The sequence below is a fragment of the Halomonas sp. Ps84H-12 genome (assembly GCF_024124725.1).
GTDB lineage: Bacteria > Pseudomonadota > Gammaproteobacteria > Pseudomonadales > Halomonadaceae > Vreelandella > Vreelandella aquamarina.
The window spans coordinates 47,605-68,485 of record NZ_JAMXSJ010000017.1 but is presented as its reverse complement, the minus strand read 5'-3'; the positions used below and the strand labels follow the sequence as shown (position 1 = coordinate 68,485).

General features: G+C 57.0%; 21 protein-coding genes and 5 tRNA genes. 16 read left to right on the top strand and 10 right to left on the bottom strand.

Annotated elements, in window-relative coordinates; translation table 11 throughout:
• Positions 1 to 91 precede the first annotated feature (91 nt).
• The 4 genes from ccoP to ccoN are packed head-to-tail and all read right to left on the bottom strand — an operon-like array spanning position 92 to position 3,292.
• Positions 92 to 1,021, bottom strand: a complete 930-nt coding sequence (gene ccoP / locus NH344_RS10070) for a cytochrome-c oxidase, cbb3-type subunit III (protein WP_062360594.1) — start codon at positions 1,019 to 1,021, stop codon at positions 92 to 94.
• Positions 1,018 to 1,236, bottom strand: coding sequence for a CcoQ/FixQ family Cbb3-type cytochrome c oxidase assembly chaperone (locus NH344_RS10065; RefSeq protein WP_062360596.1), 219 nt, complete (start codon positions 1,234 to 1,236; stop codon positions 1,018 to 1,020). The genes ccoP and NH344_RS10065 overlap by 4 nt, the downstream gene beginning before the upstream one ends.
• A 3-nt stretch (positions 1,237 to 1,239) precedes the next feature.
• Entirely contained in the window at positions 1,240 to 1,848 is a 609-nt protein-coding gene (ccoO, locus tag NH344_RS10060) for a cytochrome-c oxidase, cbb3-type subunit II (protein WP_016916188.1), read from the bottom strand.
• Between the two features lie 19 nt (positions 1,849 to 1,867).
• Positions 1,868 to 3,292: a cytochrome-c oxidase, cbb3-type subunit I gene (gene ccoN, locus NH344_RS10055; RefSeq protein ID WP_213262159.1), complete on the bottom strand. Its 1,425-nt coding sequence runs from the start codon at positions 3,290 to 3,292 to the stop codon at positions 1,868 to 1,870.
• A 164-nt stretch (positions 3,293 to 3,456) separates the two neighbouring features.
• Between ccoN and NH344_RS10050 the strand changes: the two genes are divergently transcribed.
• The 6 genes from NH344_RS10050 to NH344_RS10025 all read left to right on the top strand — a co-directional run bounded on the left by NH344_RS10050 (position 3,457) and on the right by NH344_RS10025 (position 4,879).
• On the top strand, positions 3,457 to 4,221 hold the full coding sequence (locus tag NH344_RS10050; protein WP_253027865.1) for an alpha/beta family hydrolase: 765 nt from the start codon (positions 3,457 to 3,459) through the stop codon (positions 4,219 to 4,221).
• A 70-nt stretch (positions 4,222 to 4,291) separates the two neighbouring features.
• Positions 4,292 to 4,367: transfer RNA gene (locus NH344_RS10045), tRNA-Val, on the top strand.
• A gap of 46 nt (positions 4,368 to 4,413) precedes the next feature.
• Positions 4,414 to 4,490: transfer RNA gene (locus tag NH344_RS10040), tRNA-Asp, on the top strand.
• A gap of 37 nt (positions 4,491 to 4,527) precedes the next feature.
• A tRNA-Asp gene (locus NH344_RS10035) sits at positions 4,528 to 4,604 on the top strand.
• A gap of 52 nt (positions 4,605 to 4,656) precedes the next feature.
• Positions 4,657 to 4,732, top strand: a tRNA-Val gene (locus tag NH344_RS10030).
• Between the two features lie 70 nt (positions 4,733 to 4,802).
• Positions 4,803 to 4,879 (top strand) — tRNA-Asp (locus NH344_RS10025).
• A gap of 166 nt (positions 4,880 to 5,045) precedes the next feature.
• On the opposite strand, the gene NH344_RS10020 is transcribed toward NH344_RS10025, so the two are convergent.
• The 5 genes from NH344_RS10020 to NH344_RS10000 all read right to left on the bottom strand — a co-directional run bounded on the left by NH344_RS10020 (position 5,046) and on the right by NH344_RS10000 (position 11,286).
• On the bottom strand, positions 5,046 to 5,447 hold the full coding sequence (locus NH344_RS10020; RefSeq protein ID WP_044628702.1) for a heme-binding protein: 402 nt from the start codon (positions 5,445 to 5,447) through the stop codon (positions 5,046 to 5,048).
• Positions 5,448 to 5,528: 81 nt separating this feature from the next.
• Positions 5,529 to 6,761 (bottom strand): glycolate oxidase subunit GlcF, encoded by a 1,233-nt coding sequence (gene glcF, locus NH344_RS10015; RefSeq protein WP_054640959.1) that lies wholly within the window; start codon positions 6,759 to 6,761, stop codon positions 5,529 to 5,531.
• A gap of 14 nt (positions 6,762 to 6,775) precedes the next feature.
• A complete protein-coding gene (gene glcE, locus NH344_RS10010; RefSeq protein WP_058577159.1) occupies positions 6,776 to 7,876 on the bottom strand; it encodes a glycolate oxidase subunit GlcE in 1,101 nt (366 codons plus the stop codon).
• A gap of 17 nt (positions 7,877 to 7,893) precedes the next feature.
• Positions 7,894 to 9,393 (bottom strand): glycolate oxidase subunit GlcD, encoded by a 1,500-nt coding sequence (gene glcD / locus NH344_RS10005; protein ID WP_058577160.1) that lies wholly within the window; start codon positions 9,391 to 9,393, stop codon positions 7,894 to 7,896.
• Between the two features lie 201 nt (positions 9,394 to 9,594).
• Positions 9,595 to 11,286, bottom strand: coding sequence for an L-lactate permease (locus NH344_RS10000; RefSeq protein ID WP_137093300.1), 1,692 nt, complete (start codon positions 11,284 to 11,286; stop codon positions 9,595 to 9,597).
• 362 nt (positions 11,287 to 11,648) lie between these two features.
• Here NH344_RS10000 and NH344_RS09995 point away from each other — a divergent pair, with 362 nt between their 5' ends.
• The 3 genes from NH344_RS09995 (at position 11,649) to NH344_RS09985 (ending at position 13,648) form a co-directional block, all read left to right on the top strand.
• Entirely contained in the window at positions 11,649 to 12,341 is a 693-nt protein-coding gene (locus NH344_RS09995) for a glutathione S-transferase family protein (RefSeq protein ID WP_044628697.1), read from the top strand.
• A 78-nt stretch (positions 12,342 to 12,419) separates the two neighbouring features.
• Positions 12,420 to 13,109 (top strand): glutathione binding-like protein, encoded by a 690-nt coding sequence (locus NH344_RS09990; protein ID WP_235253434.1) that lies wholly within the window; start codon positions 12,420 to 12,422, stop codon positions 13,107 to 13,109.
• Between the two features lie 176 nt (positions 13,110 to 13,285).
• Positions 13,286 to 13,648, top strand: coding sequence for a phasin family protein (locus tag NH344_RS09985; protein WP_235253433.1), 363 nt, complete (start codon positions 13,286 to 13,288; stop codon positions 13,646 to 13,648).
• Between the two features lie 110 nt (positions 13,649 to 13,758).
• On the opposite strand, the gene uraD is transcribed toward NH344_RS09985, so the two are convergent.
• Positions 13,759 to 14,304 (bottom strand): 2-oxo-4-hydroxy-4-carboxy-5-ureidoimidazoline decarboxylase, encoded by a 546-nt coding sequence (gene uraD / locus NH344_RS09980; protein WP_235253432.1) that lies wholly within the window; start codon positions 14,302 to 14,304, stop codon positions 13,759 to 13,761.
• A 138-nt stretch (positions 14,305 to 14,442) separates the two neighbouring features.
• Between uraD and uraH the strand changes: the two genes are divergently transcribed.
• From uraH to pyk, 7 genes are all read left to right on the top strand, one after another.
• The gene (gene uraH, locus NH344_RS09975; RefSeq protein ID WP_044628693.1) at positions 14,443 to 14,796 is read left to right on the top strand and encodes a hydroxyisourate hydrolase; all 354 of its coding nucleotides are present in this window, start codon (positions 14,443 to 14,445) and stop codon (positions 14,794 to 14,796) included.
• An 11-nt stretch (positions 14,797 to 14,807) separates the two neighbouring features.
• Positions 14,808 to 16,007, top strand: a complete 1,200-nt coding sequence (locus NH344_RS09970; RefSeq protein ID WP_253027864.1) for a urate hydroxylase PuuD — start codon at positions 14,808 to 14,810, stop codon at positions 16,005 to 16,007.
• Positions 16,008 to 16,031: 24 nt separating this feature from the next.
• The gene (locus tag NH344_RS09965) at positions 16,032 to 16,748 is read left to right on the top strand and encodes a GntR family transcriptional regulator (RefSeq protein WP_253027863.1); all 717 of its coding nucleotides are present in this window, start codon (positions 16,032 to 16,034) and stop codon (positions 16,746 to 16,748) included.
• A gap of 263 nt (positions 16,749 to 17,011) precedes the next feature.
• A complete protein-coding gene (gene puuE, locus NH344_RS09960) occupies positions 17,012 to 17,938 on the top strand; it encodes an allantoinase PuuE (RefSeq protein ID WP_044628690.1) in 927 nt (308 codons plus the stop codon).
• A 14-nt stretch (positions 17,939 to 17,952) separates the two neighbouring features.
• Positions 17,953 to 18,777 (top strand): bifunctional allantoicase/(S)-ureidoglycine aminohydrolase, encoded by an 825-nt coding sequence (locus NH344_RS09955; protein WP_253027862.1) that lies wholly within the window; start codon positions 17,953 to 17,955, stop codon positions 18,775 to 18,777.
• A gap of 42 nt (positions 18,778 to 18,819) precedes the next feature.
• The gene (locus NH344_RS09950) at positions 18,820 to 19,311 is read left to right on the top strand and encodes an ureidoglycolate lyase (protein ID WP_054640953.1); all 492 of its coding nucleotides are present in this window, start codon (positions 18,820 to 18,822) and stop codon (positions 19,309 to 19,311) included.
• 84 nt (positions 19,312 to 19,395) lie between these two features.
• Positions 19,396 to 20,880: a pyruvate kinase gene (pyk, locus tag NH344_RS09945; RefSeq protein WP_253027861.1), complete on the top strand. Its 1,485-nt coding sequence runs from the start codon at positions 19,396 to 19,398 to the stop codon at positions 20,878 to 20,880.
• Position 20,881 lies beyond the last annotated feature (1 nt).

Below are 20,881 nucleotides of genomic sequence, written 5' to 3'. Positions count from 1 at the left end.
CGGGTGGCTGAGCGGATGCTGGATGTAGAAAGGGTGCGGTATGTAACCGCACCCCTTCGTACACGCTGGCGTTAAACGCCTATCAACGGGGTTAGTCGTTGAAACGTAGGCTGTACACGTAAGCGGCCACGAGGTGAACACGCTCTTCACCAATGTAGGCTGCCTGGGCAGGCATGTGGCCATTACGACCGTTACGCAGCGTTTGGCGAATGGAGTCGTCAACGCCCTGGCCGGGTGCTAGGTAGAGCCACACGTCGTCGGTCAGGTTAGGCGCACCAAGTGCGATATTGCCTGTTCCGCTGGGGGTGTGACACGCCGCACACGCTGCCAGGAAGGTGCTTTCACCGCTGGCGGCACGCTCTGCATCATGCTCTTCACCGGAGAGCGACAGTACGTACTGAGTCAGGTTTTCGATATTGTTCTCACCGAGCTGCTGCCAGGACGGCATCAGACCGTTACGGCCATTGTTCAGCGTGGTCAGAATGTTTTCCGGTTCACCGCCGTAGAGCCAGTCGTCGTCGGTCAGGTTGGGGAAGCCGTAGCCGCCCTGGGCATTCGAGCCATGACATACGGCGCAGTTGTTCAAGAAGATACGCTCTGCCACCTGCATGGCTTCGGCATCCTGCGCGAGGTCTGGAATCGGCACTTCCTGGTACTGGGCAAAGATCGGCGTGAAGCGGTCTTCCGCGTCGGCCACTTCCTCTTCCCACTGGCTCTCCTGGGACCAGCCCAGTATGCCTGCGTAGTTGCCCAGGCCTGGGTAGAGCACCAGATAGCCAAGGGCAAATACGACGGTCAGGATAAAGAGCTTAAACCACCACTGCGGAAGCGGGTTGTCATACTCTTCAATGCCGTCAGCCGCGTGGCCAGTGGTTTCGATATTGCCATCAGCATCTGGGGTTTTGTCGGTCCGGCGGTTGGCTAACAAAATCCAAACGCTCAGAGCGATCGTGCCCAGCGTGACGACAATAATCCAGGCGCTCCAGAAGCTGGATAGGGAGTCACCCCATAAATTATTCATCTATTCTTATCTCCCCTGTCGTGGCGGGAATCCGCTTCGTGTTCTGTCGAAGCATGCTTGTCACGGGTCGGCTTCTCATCATCGTCGGCAAAGGGCAAGTTAGCCGCTTCGTCGAAGTCTGGCTTGCGACGCTTGGAGTAGGCCCAGAAAAAGATACCGATAAAAGCGACGATCAAAATCAGCGTGATAAGGCCGCGGAAAGTTCCCGTATCCATAACTTAACGAGTGCCCTCGAGCACGGTTCCTAGCTGTTGTAGATAGGCCACCAGCGCAGTGATTTCCTGCTGGCCGCGTACTTCGGCGGTGGCGTTGGCGATATCTTCATCGGTGTAGGGAACGCCCAGCTGACGCAGCACACGCATCTTGCGCGGTGTCGCTTCGCCATCCAGGGTGCGCTCGAACAGCCAGGGGTAAGCCGGCATGATGGACTCGGGCACGACATCGCGCGGGTTGTACATGTGGGCACGGTGCCAATCATCACTGTAACGACCACCTACGCGCGCCAGGTCTGGCCCAGTACGCTTGGAGCCCCACAGGAAGTTGTGCTCGTATACTTGCTCACCAGCAACGTTGTAGTGGCCGTAGCGCTCGGTTTCGGCGCGGAACGGGCGAATCATCTGGGAGTGGCAGCCCACGCAGCCTTCGCGGCGGTAGATGTCTCGACCTTCCAGCTCCAGCGCGCTTAGCGGGCGCAGCCCCTCCACGGGCTCCGTCGTATCCTTTTGAAAGAACAGTGGCACAACTTCGGCCAGGCCGCCAAAGCTGATCGCAACCAGGATCAAGACGGCGAGTAGGCCAACGTTCTTTTCGACAATCTCATGTTTCATTGGTCTGAACTTCCCCGGTTTAAGCGGCTTGCGGCGCAGTGAGGCTGATGGCTTCACGACGCTTGACGGTCATGTACACGTTGAACGCCATAATCAGCATGCCGGTTACCCAGAAAAGGCCGCCAATCATGCGGACAATGTAGCCGGGGCCGCTGGCTTCAACAGACTCCACGAAGGTGTACATCAGCGTGCCGTCGGCGTTGATGGCGCGCCACATCAGGCCCTGCATGATGCCGTTGACCCACATGGCGGCGATGTACAGTACGGTACCGATGGTGGCCAGCCAGAAGTGCACGGCGATCAGGCTGACGGAGTACATTTCGGTGCGACCGAAGACCCGCGGGATCAGGTGGTACATGGAGCCGATGGTGATCATGGCTACCCAGCCAAGTGCGCCAGCGTGTACGTGCCCAATGGTCCAGTCGGTGTAGTGCGACAGCGCGTTGACGGTCTTGATCGCCATCATCGGGCCTTCAAAGGTCGACATGCCGTAGAACGACAGAGCTACTACCAGGAAGCGCAGCGTTGGGTCGGTGCGCAGCTTATGCCAAGCGCCTGACAGGGTCATCATGCCGTTGATCATGCCACCCCAGGAAGGTGCCAGCAGAATGATCGACATAATCATACCCAGTGACTGCGCCCAGTTGGGTAGCGCGGTGTAGTGCAGGTGGTGAGGACCTGCCCACATGTAGATCATGATCAACGCCCAGAAGTGGACGATAGACAGACGGTAGGAGTAGATCGGACGCTCTGCCTGCTTCGGTACGAAGTAGTACATCATGCCCAAGAAACCTGCGGTCAAGAAGAAGCCGACCGCATTATGGCCATACCACCACTGCACCATGGCGTCGACAGCACCTGCGTAAATCGAGGTGGAGTACATAGGCGTGACGGGAAGTGCGGCGTTATTAACAATGTGTAGAACGGCAACGGTCAGAATAAACGCAGCAAAGAACCAGTTCGCCACATAAATGTGCGACGTGGTGCGTTTCTTAATCGTCATTAAGAAGACGATCGCATAGCTGATCCATACTACTGCCAGCAGTATATTGATCGGCCACTCAAGCTCTGCGTACTCTTTAGTAGTGGTGTAGCCCAGCGGCAACGTTACTACTGCAGACAGGATGACCGCTTGCCACCCCCAAAAGGTAAACGCTGCGAGCTTGTCAGAGAACAGCCGTGTCTGACAGGTCCGCTGTACGACGTAGTAGGACGTCGCAAAAAGCGCTGAGCCACCAAAGGCGAAGATAACGGCGTTAGTATGTAACGGACGCAGGCGCCCGAAGCTAGTCCAAGGTAGGCCGAGGTTCAGCTGCGGCCAGACCAGTTGGGAGGCAAGGATAACGCCAAGCGCCATACCTACAATGCCCCACACAACGGTCATAATCGCGAACTGCCGAACTACCTTGTAATTGTAGGTCGGGTGTTCCAATGCTGTGCTCATTTCATGTTCCCATCGAACGCGGTTAGGGGGTAACCCGTGGCATTTTGCACGGATGCGGCCACCCGCTTGATGATGCAGGTCAAGATCCGGCCTAGATTCTATCGCAGCCGCGCCCTAAGCTGAACACGCCAATGGATGTAACGTTGAATTATTAGGAGGGCTGGGTGTCCTATTACGCTGATCTTGGGTTTGAGGCCATCACCCCAGAGGCGTTGCGTGAACGGCCCGCCAGCCCCGCTGTTCAGCGGTTTCTCGTGGAAGGGGTTGGCCCGGTGAGCGTCTCGGGCATCCCCGAGCTGGGGCGAATTCTGCTAGCCCATGGCGCCGGGGCAGGCCACCTATCCGAGTTTATGCGGCAATTTGCCGCGGTGCTGGCCAGTGAGAGGCTACAAGTGTGGGCGATCGATTTCCCCTATATGCAGCAGATGAGCGAGGAAGCAAAGCGCCAGCCTCCGCCACCCGTCAAGAAAACGCTGGAACACTTTGCTGCTTGGTATGACCTGCTGGCGTCATGCAGTGGTTCGCCTTTGTGGGTTGGGGGTAAATCCATGGGCGGGCGTGTGGCATCGCTCTTTGCCAGCCAGCATCGCTGTGCAGGTGTCGCAGGTGTCATTGCGGCAGGCTATCCGTTTCACCCACCCAAAAAGCCCGACTCCCTTCGCACCGATCATTTTCCTGACATCTCTATGCCTATGCTGATTCTGCAAGGTGAGCGTGATCCGTTTGGCTCTCGTGATGAGGTGGCCCACTACGCTTTACCTGACTCCCTACACGTTCATTGGCTAACCGATGGCGACCATGATTTTAAGCCACGACGAAGTTCTGGAGTAAATCAGCAAGTTTTGATTGACGAAGCAGCCATAGTTGCGGCATCCTTCGTCCGCGCTCAGTTAGCGGTTGCCGCGAGAACGTGCAGTACGCTGGTTTAAATCAAAAATTTAAACACAACGTGTTGACATTCCAAGAGGCTTCTGTAGAATGCAGCGCCACGTGACCAGCGGGTGGTTAGCTCAGTTGGGAGAGCACCAGCCTTACAAGCTGGGGGTCACTGGTTCGAACCCAGTACCACCCACCATTTATTTGGTGCCCTGGAAACGTGATGCAGTAACTGATGTATATGCGGACCGGTAGTTCAGTTGGTTAGAATGCCGGCCTGTCACGCCGGAGGTCGCGAGTTCGAGTCTCGTCCGGTCCGCCATCATTATGTTTATCTGCATACTATGTTATCGCTATTCGGACCGGTAGTTCAGTCGGTTAGAATGCCGGCCTGTCACGCCGGAGGTCGCGAGTTCGAGTCTCGTCCGGTCCGCCACGATAACTAATATAAGTAGTTATATTGATAAGCGATAAGCTTTCAATATCCCGGGTGGTTAGCTCAGTTGGGAGAGCACCAGCCTTACAAGCTGGGGGTCACTGGTTCGAACCCAGTACCACCCACCATTTAAGTGAATGTTTTGGCGCCTCTGAACCGCTTTAATAAATACCTTAAATGGTAAGTGTGTCTTACAGTGGACCGGTAGTTCAGTCGGTTAGAATGCCGGCCTGTCACGCCGGAGGTCGCGAGTTCGAGTCTCGTCCGGTCCGCCATTAAGCACCTGTCGGCAGTCATTAAGATAAAGCCGAAAAAATTCCAAAAAAGCCCGAATCATAGATTCGGGCTTTTTTATTGCGCGTACATAACACGCTAACAGCACCGTGCAGTCAATGAGCTGCACGGTGCTGTTACTTGCTTTTGTTACTTGCTATGGAAGCGTTAGGCGATTGCGCTGACGCCTGCTTTGGCAATTTGCACGTCTTGATCTGGCTTGACGCCAGAAATGCCAACAGCGCCGACGACTTGGCCATCCACGATGATCGGCACGCCGCCAGATAGCAGACCCTGTAGCGGCGCAGAGACAAACGCCGTGCGGCCACCGTTAATCATCTCTTCAAACACTTGGGTCTCTTTACGACCCAGGGCCGCGCTACGCGCTTTTTGGGTAGCGACATCGGCGCTGAACGGGGCAGCACCGTCTAAACGGCGCAGTGCCAGCAGGTGGCCGCCATCGTCGGTGACGGCGATGGTGACCGGCCAGCTGTTGTTGTCAGCTTCTTTCTGTGCGGCGTCGAGGACTTGGATAACGTCGGCTTGGCCTAAAACAGCTTTGGTTTGCATCAAAGGATCCTTCTTATCATAGGGATGAAAGCGCTGCGCCCAACCGTTAATACGTTGTGAAAGCGCAGCGAGTGTACAGGGTTATACCAGGGCAGCGTCTACGACTTCTACCCAGTGGCGTACCGGCGTGCGGTTGGCGCTGGCGAGATGGGTCTGACAGCCGATGTTGGCGGTCACAATCACCTCAGGGTTGCCTGCTTCTAGCGCATTCAGCTTGTTATCGCGCAGCTGAGTGGCGAGCTCTGGCTGTGTGACCGAGTAGGTGCCTGCCGAGCCGCAGCACAGGTGGGCATCTTTCACGGGCGTGAGTGCAAAGCCGAGTTTGCTAAGCACGCCTTCCACTGCGCCGTTGAGCTTCTGGGCGTGCTGCAGCGTGCAGGGGCAGTGGAACGCTAAACGCTGGTGCTCTTTAAGCTGCAGCGCTTCCAGCGGCTCGTCGCGCAGTATTTCGACGATATCCTTTGCCAGTGCGCTGACTTTTTTGGCCTTTTCAGCGTAGGCGGGGTCGTCCTTGAGCATGTCGGCATACTCTTTGACGAAGGCGCCGCAGCCGCTGGCGGTTTGCACGATGGCTTCCGCGCCCTGCTCGATTTGCGGCCACCAGGCATCAATATTGGCGCGCATCCGCTCGCGGCCCGCCTCTTGGGCATTGAGGTGAAAGTCGATAGCACCACAGCAGCCAGCTTCACTAATCGGTGTGACGCTAATGCCCAGACGGTCAAGCAGGCGCGCCGTGGCTGCATTGGTGTTGGGCGACAGGCCTGGCTGCACGCAGCCTTCCAGGATCAGCACCTTGCGGGCATGGCGCTGGCTGTCGGGTCGCTGGCCTGCATCGACCGGTGCGGGCGGCATTTTGCTACGCAGTTTGCCGGGCACTAGAGGCTTGAAGGTTTGCCCCAGGGCCAGCAGCGCTTTGAAGCGTTTCGGGTCGACCAGCATTTTGCGCAGCGCATAGCGCTGAGCGCGTTCTGCCGCTGAACGCGGCACACGACGGTCGATTTCCGCACGGCCAATATCCAGCAGCTTGTGATACTCCACGCCGGAGGGGCAGGTGGTTTCGCAGTTGCGGCAGGTTAGGCAGCGGTCTAGGTGCAGGCGAGTCTCTTCGGTGACTTGGTCATCGTCATCGCGGCTCTCCAGCAGCTCTTTCATCAAGTAGATACGCCCGCGAGGCCCGTCTCGCTCATCGCCCAGTAGCTGGTAAGTGGGGCAGGTGGCGTTACAAAAGCCACAGTGCACACAGGTACGTAGAATGCGCTCGGCTTCCTGAATATGCGGTTTTTGGCGGTCGGCATCGGTAAAGTGCGTCTGCATGTCAGCTCTCCTGATTAAAATGCCGCATAAAGACGACCAGGGTTGAAAATGCCGTGGGCATCCAGCTCGGCCTTCAGGTTGCGGTGGTACTTCTCGACCACAGCATTCAGCGGAGTAAACGGTGACTCCGCGCCCCCTTGGGCATGCGGGGTGTAGCAGGTAGCGTGGCCACCGGCCTTCTGGCATGCATCGCGCAGCGTGTCTGCGGGTAGTGCGGTTTTCACCCAGCGTTGGCTGCCGCCCCAATCATAGAAGATATCGCTTTCATCAACGGCGAGCTCTAGCGCTGGGGTATGGGGCGGTAGCGAGAGGCGCCACAGTGCTTGCCCTTCATTGAGGCTGAAAAAGCCATGCTGCTGGTCACGCAGCTGTTGCCAGAAATCCGCAGACAGTTCTTCACCGCCTAGGCGCTCTTTCGTGGCCTTGACGGAGCTTTCACCCCCTTCCAGCCGAATAAACAGCTCACCTGCGTGCCATGCCGCAGCGGTAATAGGCAGCGGCTGGCGGCCAAGCTCAGAGAGCTTCGCTAAGGCATCTTGCAAGCTCATTTCAAGGCGCAGGCTGTGGCTGGCGGTGGGTATGGGCAGCACCTTAAACGAGATATCGGCCAGCACGCCCAGCGTGCCCTGGGCACCTGCCATCATGCGGGACAGGTCATAGCCGGCCACGTTTTTCATGACTTCGCCGCCAAAGCGCAGCAGTTTGCCTTCCTGGGTGATCACCCGGGTGCCCAGCACGAAATCCCGTGCGGCACCTGCCCAAGGGCGGCGAGGGCCGGACATGCCGGTGGCCACCGCGCCGCCAATGGTGCTGGCGTCGCCAAAGATCGGTGGCTCGAAAGGCAGCATTTGATGTTTTTCTGCCAGTGCCGCGTTCAGCGCGCTCAGGCGGGTGCCTGCCCGTACCGTGACGACGAGTTCGATAGGGTCGTAAGAGACGATGCCGCTATGCGCTGCGACATTGAGTTCCGTGCCTTCCACCGGGCGGCCATAAAAGGCCCGGGTGTTGCCCGCTACAATGCGTAGCGGGGTGCGGTCGTGGTAGGCGCTACGAACCTGTTCGCACAGCTCATTGGCGATATCTCGGTCGGCAGCGTGTATCGCTAGTTCGGTCATGGTCGATCCTTATAGCATCAGAAGCGTGGCAGTTCTGGATGCGGTAACTCGTTGTTATGCACATGCATCGCGCCAAATTCGGCACAGCGCGCCAGGGTGGGAATATTTTTCCCTGGGTTGAGCAGCCGTTTGGGGTCGAACGCCGCTTTTAGCGCGTGGAAGACCGTCAGCTCATCGGGCTGGAACTGGCTGCACATCTGGTTGATTTTTTCGCGCCCAACGCCATGCTCGCCAGTAATCGAGCCACCGGCGGCCACGCACAGCTCCAGGATCTTGCCGCCTACGTCTTCCGCCAGGGCAAGCTGACCCTCTTTGTTGGCATCGAATAGGATCAGCGGGTGCATATTGCCGTCACCCGCGTGGAAGACGTTGGCCACGGGCAGGCCGCTCTCTTCTGAAAGTGCGGCAATGCCTTTCAACACGCGCGGCAGCTCGCGGCGGGGAATCGTGCCATCCATGCAGTAGTAGTCCGGCGACATGCGGCCTACGGCAGGGAAGGCATTCTTGCGTCCGGCCCAGAACTTGGCGCGCTCGGCTTCGTCCCGCGCCTGTTGAATGTTAGTGGCTCCGGCCTTTTCCAGTACGCGGCGCACGGTCTCGCAGTCGTCGTCCACGTCGGCTTCCACACCATCCAGCTCACAGAGCAGAATGGCTTCGGCCTCCACGGGGTAGCCTGCCTTGATGAAATCTTCCGCCGCTTTGATGGCGAGCTTATCCATCATTTCCAGGCCACCGGGGATAATGCCTGCGGCAATGATATCGCCCACCGCGCGGCCCGCTTTTTCCACATCATCGAAGCTGGCCATCAATACCTTGGCGGTTTGTGGCTTGGGCAGCAGCTTCACGGTGATTTCCGTGACCACCCCAAGCATGCCTTCTGAACCGTTCATCAAAGCCAGAAGGTCGAAACCGGGGGCATCCAGGGCTTCAGAGCCCAGCGTCATGTGCTCGCCTTCAATGGTCAGGACATCCACGCGCATGACGTTATGCACGGTAAGACCATACTTCAGACAGTGCACGCCGCCTGCATTTTCAGCCACGTTGCCGCCAATCGAGCAGGCAATTTGTGAGGAGGGGTCGGGGGCGTAGTAGAGCCCGTAAGGGGCGGCCGCCTCGGAAATGGCAAGGTTGCGCACCCCAGGCTGAACGCGGGCAATGCGCGCGTCGGGGTCAACGGTAATAATTTGGTTGAACCGCGACATAACCAGCAGCACGCCCTGCTCAAGCGGCAGTGCGCCGCCGGAAAGGCCGGTGCCTGCGCCCCGGGTCACCACGGGTACGCCCAGTGCATGGCAGCGCTTTAACAGGCCCTCGACCTGTTCCAACGTTTCCGGCAGGGCCACCAACATGGGCAGCACGCGATAGGCGGCGAGGCCATCGCACTCGAAAGGACGTAAATCCTCCTCACGATGCAATAGCGTCAAAGAGGGGACAGCGCCTTGCAGGTCGCTGAGTACGTCAGCTTTATCACGGTGGACAAGCTCGCCATCGAGGCGCTCGTCGAAAAGGATATTCATGTTAACTCCTATGGATGAGGAGGATAGATGGCTATCTAATCACTTTATGGAAAATACTTCCATAACGTATGAGTAGTTTTGGAATTGTTTTTCATAAAGTGCTTTAGGAGTGGTCGGTCAGGTAAAATACATCTTTTTAATATAGTGCTGGGTAGCCCTAGGGCTACCCAGCCGTTCCTACCGTGAGGTGAAGCTACTTTTTTACATCAACGGATCTGTCACCCCTAAAACATAAAACGCAATCATCGCGATAACGCCAGCGAATACCAGGTAGTAGATGGTTGGGATGATCGTTTTACGAATGGTAGTACCTTCGCGTCCCAAGAGACCAACGGTCGCTGATGCTGCCACCACGTTGTGAATTGCGATCATGTTACCTGCCGCAGCACCAACGGCTTGCAGTGCGACCATCATGGCCGTGGAGAGCCCAAGCGTTTCGGCCACGCTAAACTGGAACTCCGCCAGCATTAGGTTAGACACCGTGTTGGAGCCTGCAATAAAGGCGCCCATGGCCCCCACCGCGGGGGCAAAGAACGGGTAGATGCCGCCCACACCGTTAGCCACCGCTTGCGCCATCATGACGGGCATCGAGACCAGATCCGCGCCGTTGACGCCGGAGTTGATCAGGATACGTACCATAGGCACAGTGAAGATCAGGACGAAGCCCGCACCAAAAATGGTTTTGGTCGACTCGGATACTGCAGCGCTTAGCTGGCGCGGGTTCATGCGGTGCAGGAAGTAGGTCACCAGCACGACCGCTAGGATGATACCGCCGGGCAGGTAGAGAGGCTGGATGCCACCGCTCACGCCTGCTTCGCCGAAGATATTGGCCCAGTTCAGGTTGATGGAGGTTAACGCAGCTTTGAGCGGCTCGATGGTGCGTGAGGCTACCAGGAACAGAGCGAGCAGTACGTAAGGCACCCAACCTTTAAAGGTCGACATCGGTGCTTTACCGGCCACATCGTCAAGCTTGATTTGCAGGTTGCCGATCCACTCATCCGGCCAAGCGGTCGATTCTGGGAAGTCCCAGGTATCTTTGGGCAGCAGGAAGCCTTTACGTGCAGCAGGCACCACAATCGCTAAGCCCACCATCGCGCCAATCATGGAAGGGAATTCCGGCCCAAGCAGCACGCCCACCAGCATGTAAGGCACCACGAAAGAGATACCCGTGAAGATGGCGAATGGTGCAATCGAGAGCCCCTCTTTCCAAGAGCGGTTGGCACCGAAGAAGCGCACCATTACCAGTACGAGGATTAGCGGCATCAAAATACCCACGATACCGTGGGTGATCGCCACCGAACTGGTCACCTGCTGGAAAAACACGTCCCAAGTAGAGCCGTTCGCTTCTAGCTGCGCGGTAATGTCGGCACGGTTTAAGCCGCTACCCACACCCACCACAACAGGCGTACCCACGGCGCCAAACGACACTGGCGTGGATTGGATCATCATACCCACGACCACCGCCGCCAGAGCCGGGAAGCCCAGCGCTACCATTAGTGGCGCTGCCACGGCAGCGGGCGTACCGAAACCGGACGCGCCTTCGATGAAGCAGCCAAACAGCCAAGCAACAATCAGCGCCTGTACGCGACGGTCTGGGCTAATGCCCGAAAAGCCGTTACGAATGGCAGTAATACCGCCCGAGTGCTTTAGCGTGTTGAGCAGCAAGATAGCGCCGAAGATAATCCACAGCAGGCCAGCAGTTTGGATGAGGCCCTGTACAGTGGATGCCGCTACGCGGCTAAACGACATATCCCATGCGGTTAGACCAATAATGGCTGCCGTAAGGAAGACAATCGGCATCGCTATTTTGGCAGGAAGTTTAAAGCCTATGAGCAAAATCCCAGCCAGCAATAGCGGCAGAAATGCCAGTAGAGCGAGTATAGTTTCATTCATGGGAGGAACGGCCCCTTGTTATTGATTTGGTATGCTCCGCGAAAGCCAACGTGTCATTTCAATGATAGTTGGGTCAGCGTGAAAGATACGGTTAGGCGGGCAGAATGACTACATTGGAAAATTGGTCTTACCAGTTGACGTGGGCCGTTTTGAGCATAATTTAAGCGGTCGTTTTAATTTAACGTGTTGTTTTTAAGATGTTTTAAACATTGTATCAGAGTGTTAATACAGCAACAGTCATTAGACTAATAGACAGTGCAGCAGGCCTTCGCGCGGTGGGTTACTAACGTCGCTTGTGTCGCTAACCACTTAGACTCACTGTAGGTGGCGGATTGACCCCTGTAAAAAGGAGAACTAACAATATGGCAATAACACTTTATGACCTGTGCGGCCGTGATGAGCGCCTACGCTTTTCGCCTTATTGCTGGCGGGTACGTATGGCGCTTGCCCATAAAGGGTTGGACTACACAACAGTAGCCTGGCGTTTCCAAGAAAAAGAGGCGCTGGCGTTTGCCAACTACGACAAAGTACCCGTGTTGACCGATGGCGACACGGTAGTGACCGATAGCTTCGAGATCATGCGCTATCTGGACCGCGCCTACCCCGAAGCCCCGGTGCTGGGCGAGGGTGTAAGCCTTCAGCGCGTGATGTTTTTTAAACAGCTGGTAGAGCGAAGCATTACGCCTGCGCTGTTCAAGATTGTGGTGTTGGATCTCCTAGAGGCGATTCACCCTGATGACCGCGCTTACTTCCGTAAAACCCGGGAGGCGCGTTTTGGCGCTACCTTAGAAGCCGTCAGCAATCCGGAGCAGGGGCGTCAGCAGCTTAAACAGGCACTGGTACCGGTAAGCGCTCAACTGAAAGAGAGCCTATTTTTGGATGGTGAAACGCCCAGTGGTGCGGATTACTTGCTGTTTGGCAGCATGATGTGGGCCTATACCGTTTCTACCGAGCCGCTCGTGGAAGAAAGTGACCCTGTAGCAGCGTGGTTTGCGCGTATGCTAGAGGTGCATGATGCAGCTGCTGGCCAAGCCATGACGATTCGTGATCTATAACAGGTAAGGCGGCCATGGCCGCCTTACACCCACAGGCAACACTAACGGCGTAGTCCGTTAGTGTGAAAGGAGATGGCAATGATTGACCTGTATTACTGGACAACCCCGAATGGCCATAAAATCTCCATCATGCTTGAAGAGGCAAAGCTGGCTTACCGTGTTAAGCCCGTTAACATTGGCCGCGGCGAGCAGTTTGACCCTGAGTTTCTAACCATTGCTCCTAATAACCGCATTCCCGCCATTGTTGACCACTCCCCCCAAGACGGCGGCCAGCCGATGGCGCTGTTTGAATCAGGTGCGATTCTTGAATATCTCGCCGATAAGACAGGGCAATTTCTGCCAGCAGAAGGGCGAGAACGCTATGTAGTACTGCAGTGGCTGCACTGGCAGGTGGGTGGGCTTGGCCCTATGGCGGGCCAGAACCATCACTTTTGCCACTACGCACCGCAAAAAATTGAGTACGCCATCGAGCGCTACGTGCGCGAGACCAACCGACTGTACAGCGTGCTGGATCAGCGGCTCTCTCAGCAGCATTATGTTGGCGGCGACCGCTACTCCATTGCGGATATGGCGATCTACCCCTGGATTGTGCCCTGGGAGAAGCAGCGTCAAACCTTGGAAGAGTTCCCCGATCTTGAACGCTGGTTCGAAGAGGTATCGCAACGCCCGGCGGTGCGTAAAGCCTACGCGCTAGTGGAAGATATCAATCCCCAAGCGGGCATCACGATGGATGATGAAGCTCGTAAACATCTGTTTGGCAACCGTTAATCCAACGGCTTTTTCTGGTCTTTGAGTGGGCGAAAGTGTGGCAAGCGCAGCATGTTGAAAATCATGTTGCGCTGCACAAAAATCGCTGCTAGCTTTGTGGGTAGCAACGGCAAACGCCCACTACCGGCCTGCCTCGGCGCGGGTCGAATCGCTAGCTCACTCAAGGAGATTGCGTGATGAACAAGGCCGCAGAGAAAACCAGTCAGCAGTTCGAGTCGGTATTCGTGTCCCCCATGCGTTCCTACACGTTGGCGGCACTGAACTACTACGAGCAGCTGGTCGGCGCGCAGATGGATGCAGCCCGTGCCTACTCCGACATGACCATTGCCCAAGCGCGCACGTGGTTAGACGTAGACGTAAAAGACGCGGACAGCTTCAAAAAAGCGATGGAGAGCCAGCAAAAAACTGCTGCCGATCTGATGGAGCGCATGAAAGGCGACTCTGAAAAAGTCACTTCTATCAGCCAGAGCTTCATGCAAGACAGCCAGAAAATGGCCGAAGAAACGACCAAGAAAGCGGTAGAGACTGCCAAGCAGTAATTATCCCGCTTGAGTGAAAAGATGCCGCGCCTGGAATTATTCCAGGACGCGGCATTTTTTTGCGTACTTGTTACTTAGCATGTTTTTTTGGTTAGTAGGAGGCGTGGCGATTATAGCGAGGCCTCGTTAGCGCGTGCTCGGAGCCGGAAGCGTGCAATACGAATAATTTGTTGAATCGCGGTTTCACGCTCTTGGGCCAAGCCGTTCTCCAAACGCTCTTCGAATGCCGCGAGGATGTCGTAGCGGTTCAGTCCTTTCACCGCAATGACGAACGGAAAGCCAAATTTCTCTTTATAGGCCGCGTTGAGCTGCTCAAAGCGGGAAAATTCCTCGGGCGAGCACTGGTCGAGCCCTGCGCCTGCCTGCTCGCTGGTGGAGTCGTGCGTCAATTCTCCCGCCAGTGCGGCCTTACCCGCTAGATCGGGGTGGGCCCGAATAACGGCAATCTGCTGCTCGGGCGTTGCCTGACGCAGCATTAAACCCATCAGTTCGGCTAGCGCGTCAGGGTTGTCATGTTTAGGACGCAGGCCCTGGTGCCAAGCGGCTTCTGCCACCCAGGGCGAGTGCTCATACACATCGCCATAGTGGGCGACGAAGTCTTCCAGGCTGCATTGGCTGGGGGCAGGGGATAATGTGAGTGGGGTAGCGGTCGGCACAAAAACTCTCCAGGCGTGCGAAAAGGGAAATGCTGTATACAATAAATAGCATCAACGGTACTCTTTGACCAATAGGTCAAGCCCTACACATACCCTCCATCCATAACACCAACAACCCCGCCAATGTAAGGAGTGACGATGGGACGCTTAACTACCCACGTGCTGGATACCGCCAAAGGACAGCCCGGCCAAGGCATTACCATTGAGGTTTTTCGGCTAGCGGACGGCAGCCGCGAGCATTTAGGCACCACCGTCACTAATAGCGATGGCCGCTGCGATGCCCCCATTTTAAAAGGCGATGCGCTAACGCCAGGCGAGTATGAGCTTGTGTTCCACGCTGGAGACTATCTGCGCGCTCAAGGGGTAGAAGCCGCTGAACCGCGCTTTTTAGACGTTATTCCGCTGCGCTTCGGCGTGGCCGATGCAAGCCAGCACTATCATGTACCGTTGCTGCTCTCGCCGTATGGCTACTCGACCTATCGCGGTAGTTAAGAGGGCTGATCATGCAAGCGTACATCATTGAATTCGTAAACCTGCTGCTGCGCTGGCTGCACGTGATTGCGGCCATTGCCTGGATCGGCGAGTCGATCTACTTCGTGATGCTGGATAACGGCCTGCGCACTCCCAAAGCCGCTGAAGATCGTGAAAAGGGTGTTTTTGGCGAGATGTGGGCTGTACATGGTGGCGGTTTCTATCATAACCAGAAATATGCCACGGCCCCGGCCAAGCTGCCCAACGACCTGCACTGGTCGTTCTGGAAAGCCTATACGACGTGGCTATCGGGTTTTGCGCTGTTCGTCATTCTCTACATGGTGAACCCCGGTTTCTACTTAGTGAACCCGGACAGCAACTGGGCCTGGGCGGCTAACCTTACCGGTTGGCAGGCCAATCTGCTGGCGCTTGGGTTCCTGCTAGGCGGCTGGGTGGTTTATAACGAGCTATGTAAGCGCATCAGCCCCAACATGGAGCGCGATGGACTGCTGAGTATTGCCGTAGCGGTGATGATGGTGGTGGTGGCCTACTTAAGCACCCAGATGTTTACCGGGCGGGCGGCATTTCTGCTCACCGGCGCGGTAATGGCCACGGCTATGTCGGCCAACGTCTTTTTCTGGATCATTCCCGGCCAGCGCCGCATGGTGAAAGCCATGAAGGCGGGCGAGGCTCCCAACCCACTAGACGGCAAGCGCGGCAAGCAGCGTTCGGTGCACAACACCTACTTCACGCTCCCCGTGGTGCTGCTGATGGTGAGTAATCACTACTCATTTATCTACGCCCACGAGCTCTCTTGGGTGGTAATGGTGCTGTTTATCTTTGCCGGAGCGCTGATTCGTCAGTTCTTTGTACTGATGCATGCCGGTAACATTCAGCCTGCCTACCCTGCGGTAGGCGTTGGGCTGATTTTGCTCGCGTTCTGGGTGGCCGCGCCCAGTCCACGTGCCGCCGTAGAAGGCGCTGGCGGAGCGCCCACGCAAGCGCAGATATCAGGGCTCATTGAACAGCACTGCACCCAGTGCCATGCCCGCAACCCTGAACATGCCGGTTTCTCCGCGCCGCCTGCAGGCTATGCCTTTGATACCTGGGAAGATATTCTCGGCCACAAAGCGCAAATCCAGCAGGTCGTTGGCAGCCGCTATATGCCGCTTGGTAATATCACCAACATGAGTGATGAAGAGCGCGATATCATTGCGGCTTGGGAGGAGTGATCAAAGTCGCAGACAGGAGAATCTATGAGTGATGCGCAGGCGGCGTTAAAACGGCGGCCTTCTGACAAAGAGGGCGACGAGCGTCATGAGGCGATTTATCGTGCGGTGAGTGACGCCATTGTCGAGCAGCGGCTCAAGCCTGGTGCTCGGCTGCGTGAAGACGCGCTGGCTGAGGTATTCGGCATTAGCCGCACGGGGATTCGTAAAATCCTCCAGCGGCTGGCGCTGGAACAGCTGGTTACGCTCACCCCGCGTCGTGGGGCTAGCGTGACGCGCCCCACCGCCGATGAAGCGAAAGACGTGTTCGATGCCCGCCAGCTGATCGAGTGTGGCCTCATGCCCGATGTGGCCAGGCGAATGAACGCCGCGGCGGCAGCGGAGCTTCGCGAGATGGCCCGCCAAGAACGTCAAGCCCTACGCAGCGGTCAGCAGAGCGTGGCGATTCGTCTTTCGGCGGATTTTCACGTGCGTCTCGCGCAGCTTTCCGGCAACGCCACCCTGGCGGAATTCGTTGAACGCCTCTGCTCGCGCTCATCGCTGATCCTCGCCGTTTACGGCCAGCGCGGCCATCTAGGCTGTGAATCCCACGACCACGACGACCTGATTGGCTACCTGGAAACCGGCAACGGCGAACGCGCCAAAGCCTTTATGAGCCGCCACCTCAAAGCCATCGAAGCCTCGCTCTCCATGGTTGAAGAGGAAGAGAATGTACCGGATCTGCAGCAGATTTTTGGTGTTTAGCGACGACGCATCTGCTCAACTGTAATATTTTCTGTATTGTATACAAAATAGAGCGCTTTTCTGCGATGCGCAAGCCCTTTCATGCGATGGGTTGGCGTTCGTGGAGTTGACCAAGTGTTCAGGTTTCAATGGGTTAGCGCGCTATTACGCCTAAAATCGTCGTCATCTCAATTAATTAGCCCTGAGTTGAATTGCGATGGCCGTTCAAAATGGCTATTTTGTATACAAACTAAAACGCTCTGCCTCTGTTAAGGAGCCTGTTCATGACCTCTCATTACCCCCGCGATTTAATCGGCTATGGCCGCACGCCGCCCCACGCTAACTGGCCGGGCAAGGCCAAGATTGCCGTTCAATTTGTACTGAACTATGAAGAGGGCGGTGAGAACTGCGTGCTGCATGGGGATTCAGGTTCAGAGCAGTTTTTGTCCGAGATTATTGGTGCGGCCAGCTACCCAGACCGCCACCTGAGCATGGAATCCATCTACGAGTACGGCTCCCGCGCTGGCGTGTGGCGTATTCTGCGCGAGTTCGAGCGTCGTGGGTTGCCGCTCACCGTATTTGGGGTAGCGATGGCGCTAGAGCGCCACCCGGACGTGGCCCAGGCGTTTAAAGAGCTTGGCCATGAAGTGGCGTGCCACGGCTACCGTTGGATTCACTACCAAGAAACTCCTGAGCATGTCGAGCGCGAACATCTGCAAAAAGCCATGGAGATCTTCCAGCGTTTGTATGGTGAAAAGCCTGAAGGCTGGTACACCGGGCGCGATAGCCCCAATACGCGCCGTTTAATTTTGGACGAAGGTGGTTTTCTTTACGACAGCGATTACTACGGCGACGACCTACCGTTCTGGACCAAGGTGAGCGATAGCCAGGGGGCTGAGCATAACCACCTGATCGTGCCTTACACCTTAGATACCAACGACATGCGCTTTGCTGCTCCGCAAGGTTTCAATACGGCGGACCACTTCTTTACCTACCTGCGCGACGCCTTTGATGTACTGTACGCCGAAGGGGAAGAAGCGCCGAAGATGCTCTCAATTGGTATGCACTGCCGTTTGTTGGGCCGCCCGGGGCGCTTCCGCGCACTGCAGCGCTTCTTAGACCATATTGAAGCCCACGACCGAGTGTGGGTAGCACGCCGGGTGGATATCGCCCGCCACTGGGCGGAGCATCATCCGGCACCGACTCGTTAAAAGGCAGCATCATAATGAATAAAACGACTTACTACGCCCCCTCCGGTGGTCACCCGCCGCAAACCCAACTCACCGCTGACCGTGCGGTCTTTACCGAAGCCTATGCACTGATTCCCAAAGGCGTGATGCGCGACATCGTGACCAGCAACCTGCCGTTTTGGGAGGGCACTCGGTTGTGGGTGCTGGCGCGGCCGCTGTCGGGATTTGCGGAAACCTTCTCCCAGTACATCGTGGAAGTGCAGCCCGAGGGCGGTAGCGATAAGCCTGAGCTAGACCCCCAGGCGGAAGGCGTGTTGTTTATTGTGGAGGGTGAGTTAACGCTCACTTTAGCGGGTGAGCGCCATACGATGGGGCCGGGTGGCTACGCGTTTATTCCACCTGGCAGCCACTGGCAGGTGCGCAATGAAACCCGCGAGCCGGTGCGTTTCCACTGGGTGCGCAAAGCCTACGAGTATGTAGAAGGTCTGGAAGTGCCCAAAGCCTTCGTGACCAATGAGCAGGAGATTGCACCGATCGAAATGCCGGGCACCGAAGGCCGCTGGGCCACGACGCGTTTTGTCGACCCTAACGACGTGCGCCACGATATGCACGTCAATATCGTTACCTTTCAGCCGGGCGGCGTGATTCCGTTTGATGAAACCCACGTGATGGAGCATGGCCTCTACGTACTTGAAGGCAAAGCGGTGTATCACTTGAACCAGCAATGGGTCGAAGTGGAAGCGGGCGACTTTATGTGGCTACGCGCCTTCTGCCCTCAGGCGTGCTACGCCGGTGGCCCTGGCCCGTTCCGCTACCTGTTGTACAAAGACGTTAACCGCCATGCGGCGCTCAAAATCTGAGTTGGGAAGCCCACCATAACTAATACTCGTTAGGATGATGCTATGTTAAATCTGACGGCAAAACCGCTGACGGCGGAGGCGTTTGCGCCCTTTGGAGACGTCATCGATGCCCGCACCTCCGCATCGTTCCCGATTAACGCCGGGCGCACCCAGCGCCATCACGACCTCGCCAGGGTAGAAACCCTCGGCGACAACGCTCGAACGCTGATCAATATTTTTGTCAGCCAGCCAGTGACGCTGCCGCTCAATCTCACGTTTTTAGAGCGCCACCCCCAGGGCAGTCAGGCGTTTATGCCGCTGCATCAGGAGCGCTTTATCGTGGTGGTGGCACCGCCTGGCGACACCATTGCGCCAAACGAGGTGCAGGCGTTTGTCACCGACGGCCGCCAAGGGGTGAACTACCGCGCCGGTACTTGGCACGCGATTCAGTCGGTGTTGGAGCGCGAAGGGGAGTTTCTAGTGGTGGATCGCGGTGGGGATGGCAATAACTGTGAAGAATATCCCCTGGATGTTACCGTCACTTTAGCGGAATAGCCCACCGCAAGTGCATGCGAGTGTCATCTTGGTTGGGTTATGCTGATAAGCTGACACTCTACTCTATGAACGGTTAGGACATTTATGAGCGCAAACACCCATATCCCCCTTCGTCGTACCAAAATTGTCGCGACCCTCGGCCCCGCCAGTGACCGTGAAGGCGTACTGGAAGCCATGTTGAAGGCGGGGGTGGATGTGGTCCGCTTGAACTTTTCCCACGGCACGGCGGACGACCATCGCCGCCGCCTTGCCCGTGTGCGTGAAATCGCCGCTCAGCTAGGCCGCAGTGTGGCCGCGCTGGGCGATTTGCAAGGCCCCAAAATTCGCGTTGCTCGCTTTAAAGAGGGGGCGGTTTATTTAGAAGAGGGCCAGCCGTTTGTACTGGATATGGCCATGGATAGCGACGCTGGTGATATCCACGGCGTCGGCTGCGATTACAAAACCCTGGCGGATGATGTAACCGCGGGCGACCGCCTGCTGCTGGATGATGGTCGCGTGGTGCTGGATGTTACCCGCGTAGAGGGCAAGCAGGTTCACACCGAGGTGGTGGTGGGTGGCAAGCTCTCTAATCATAAAGGCATTAACAAGCAGGGCGGCGGGCTATCGGCTCCCGCGCTAACGGAAAAAGATAAAACCGACCTGAAAACCGCCGTTGAGATTGGTGTCGATTACTTGGCGATCTCCTTCCCTCGTACTGCGGAAGATATGCTGGAAGCCCGCCGCCTGTTGGGCGAAGAGGGCAAGGAAATTGGCCTCGTTGCCAAAGTGGAGCGTGCCGAGGCCGTGGCCGATGACGCCACGCTGGATGGCATTATCGAAGCCTCCGAAGCGGTGATGGTGGCCCGTGGCGACCTCGGCGTGGAAATTGGCGATGCCAAGCTGGTCGGCGTACAAAAGCGGATGATCAAGCGCGCCCGTTCGCTTAACCGCGCGGTGATTACCGCCACCCAAATGATGGAGAGCATGATCTCCGCGCCGCTACCCACCCGCGCTGAAGTTTTCGACGTGGCGAACGCGGTGCTGGATGGCAGCGATGCGGTCATGCTCTCTGCGGAAACCGCTGCGGGCGACTACCCGCTGGAAACCGTAGAAGCGATGGCGCGTGTGTGCCTGGGTGCCGAGCGTGAGCGGGTCGCCCAAGAGTCGGGCCATCGTATCCACGAAGGCTTTACCCGCCCAGACGAAACCATTGCGCTATCGGCGATGTACGCTGCTAATCACATGAACGGCGTGGTGGCGATTGCTTGCATGACCGCCTCGGGCTACACGCCGTTGATCGCCTCGCGAATCCGCTCGGGCTTGCCTATCGTGGGGTTGGCTCACAACCCGATTGCCCAGCGTCGCATGGCCCTGTACCGGGGCGTGGTATCGCTTCCATTCGACACGTCGCAAATGACCGCCACCGAGCTGAATGATCAAGCGCTCACGCTGCTGGTGAAGCAGGGCGTCGCCAAGCCGGGAGACCACGTCATCTTGACCCGTGGCGATCACATGAACGCCCATGGTGGTACCAATACCATGAAAGTGATGGCTATTACCGAGCAACACGCCGACAGCGCAAAGGCCTAGC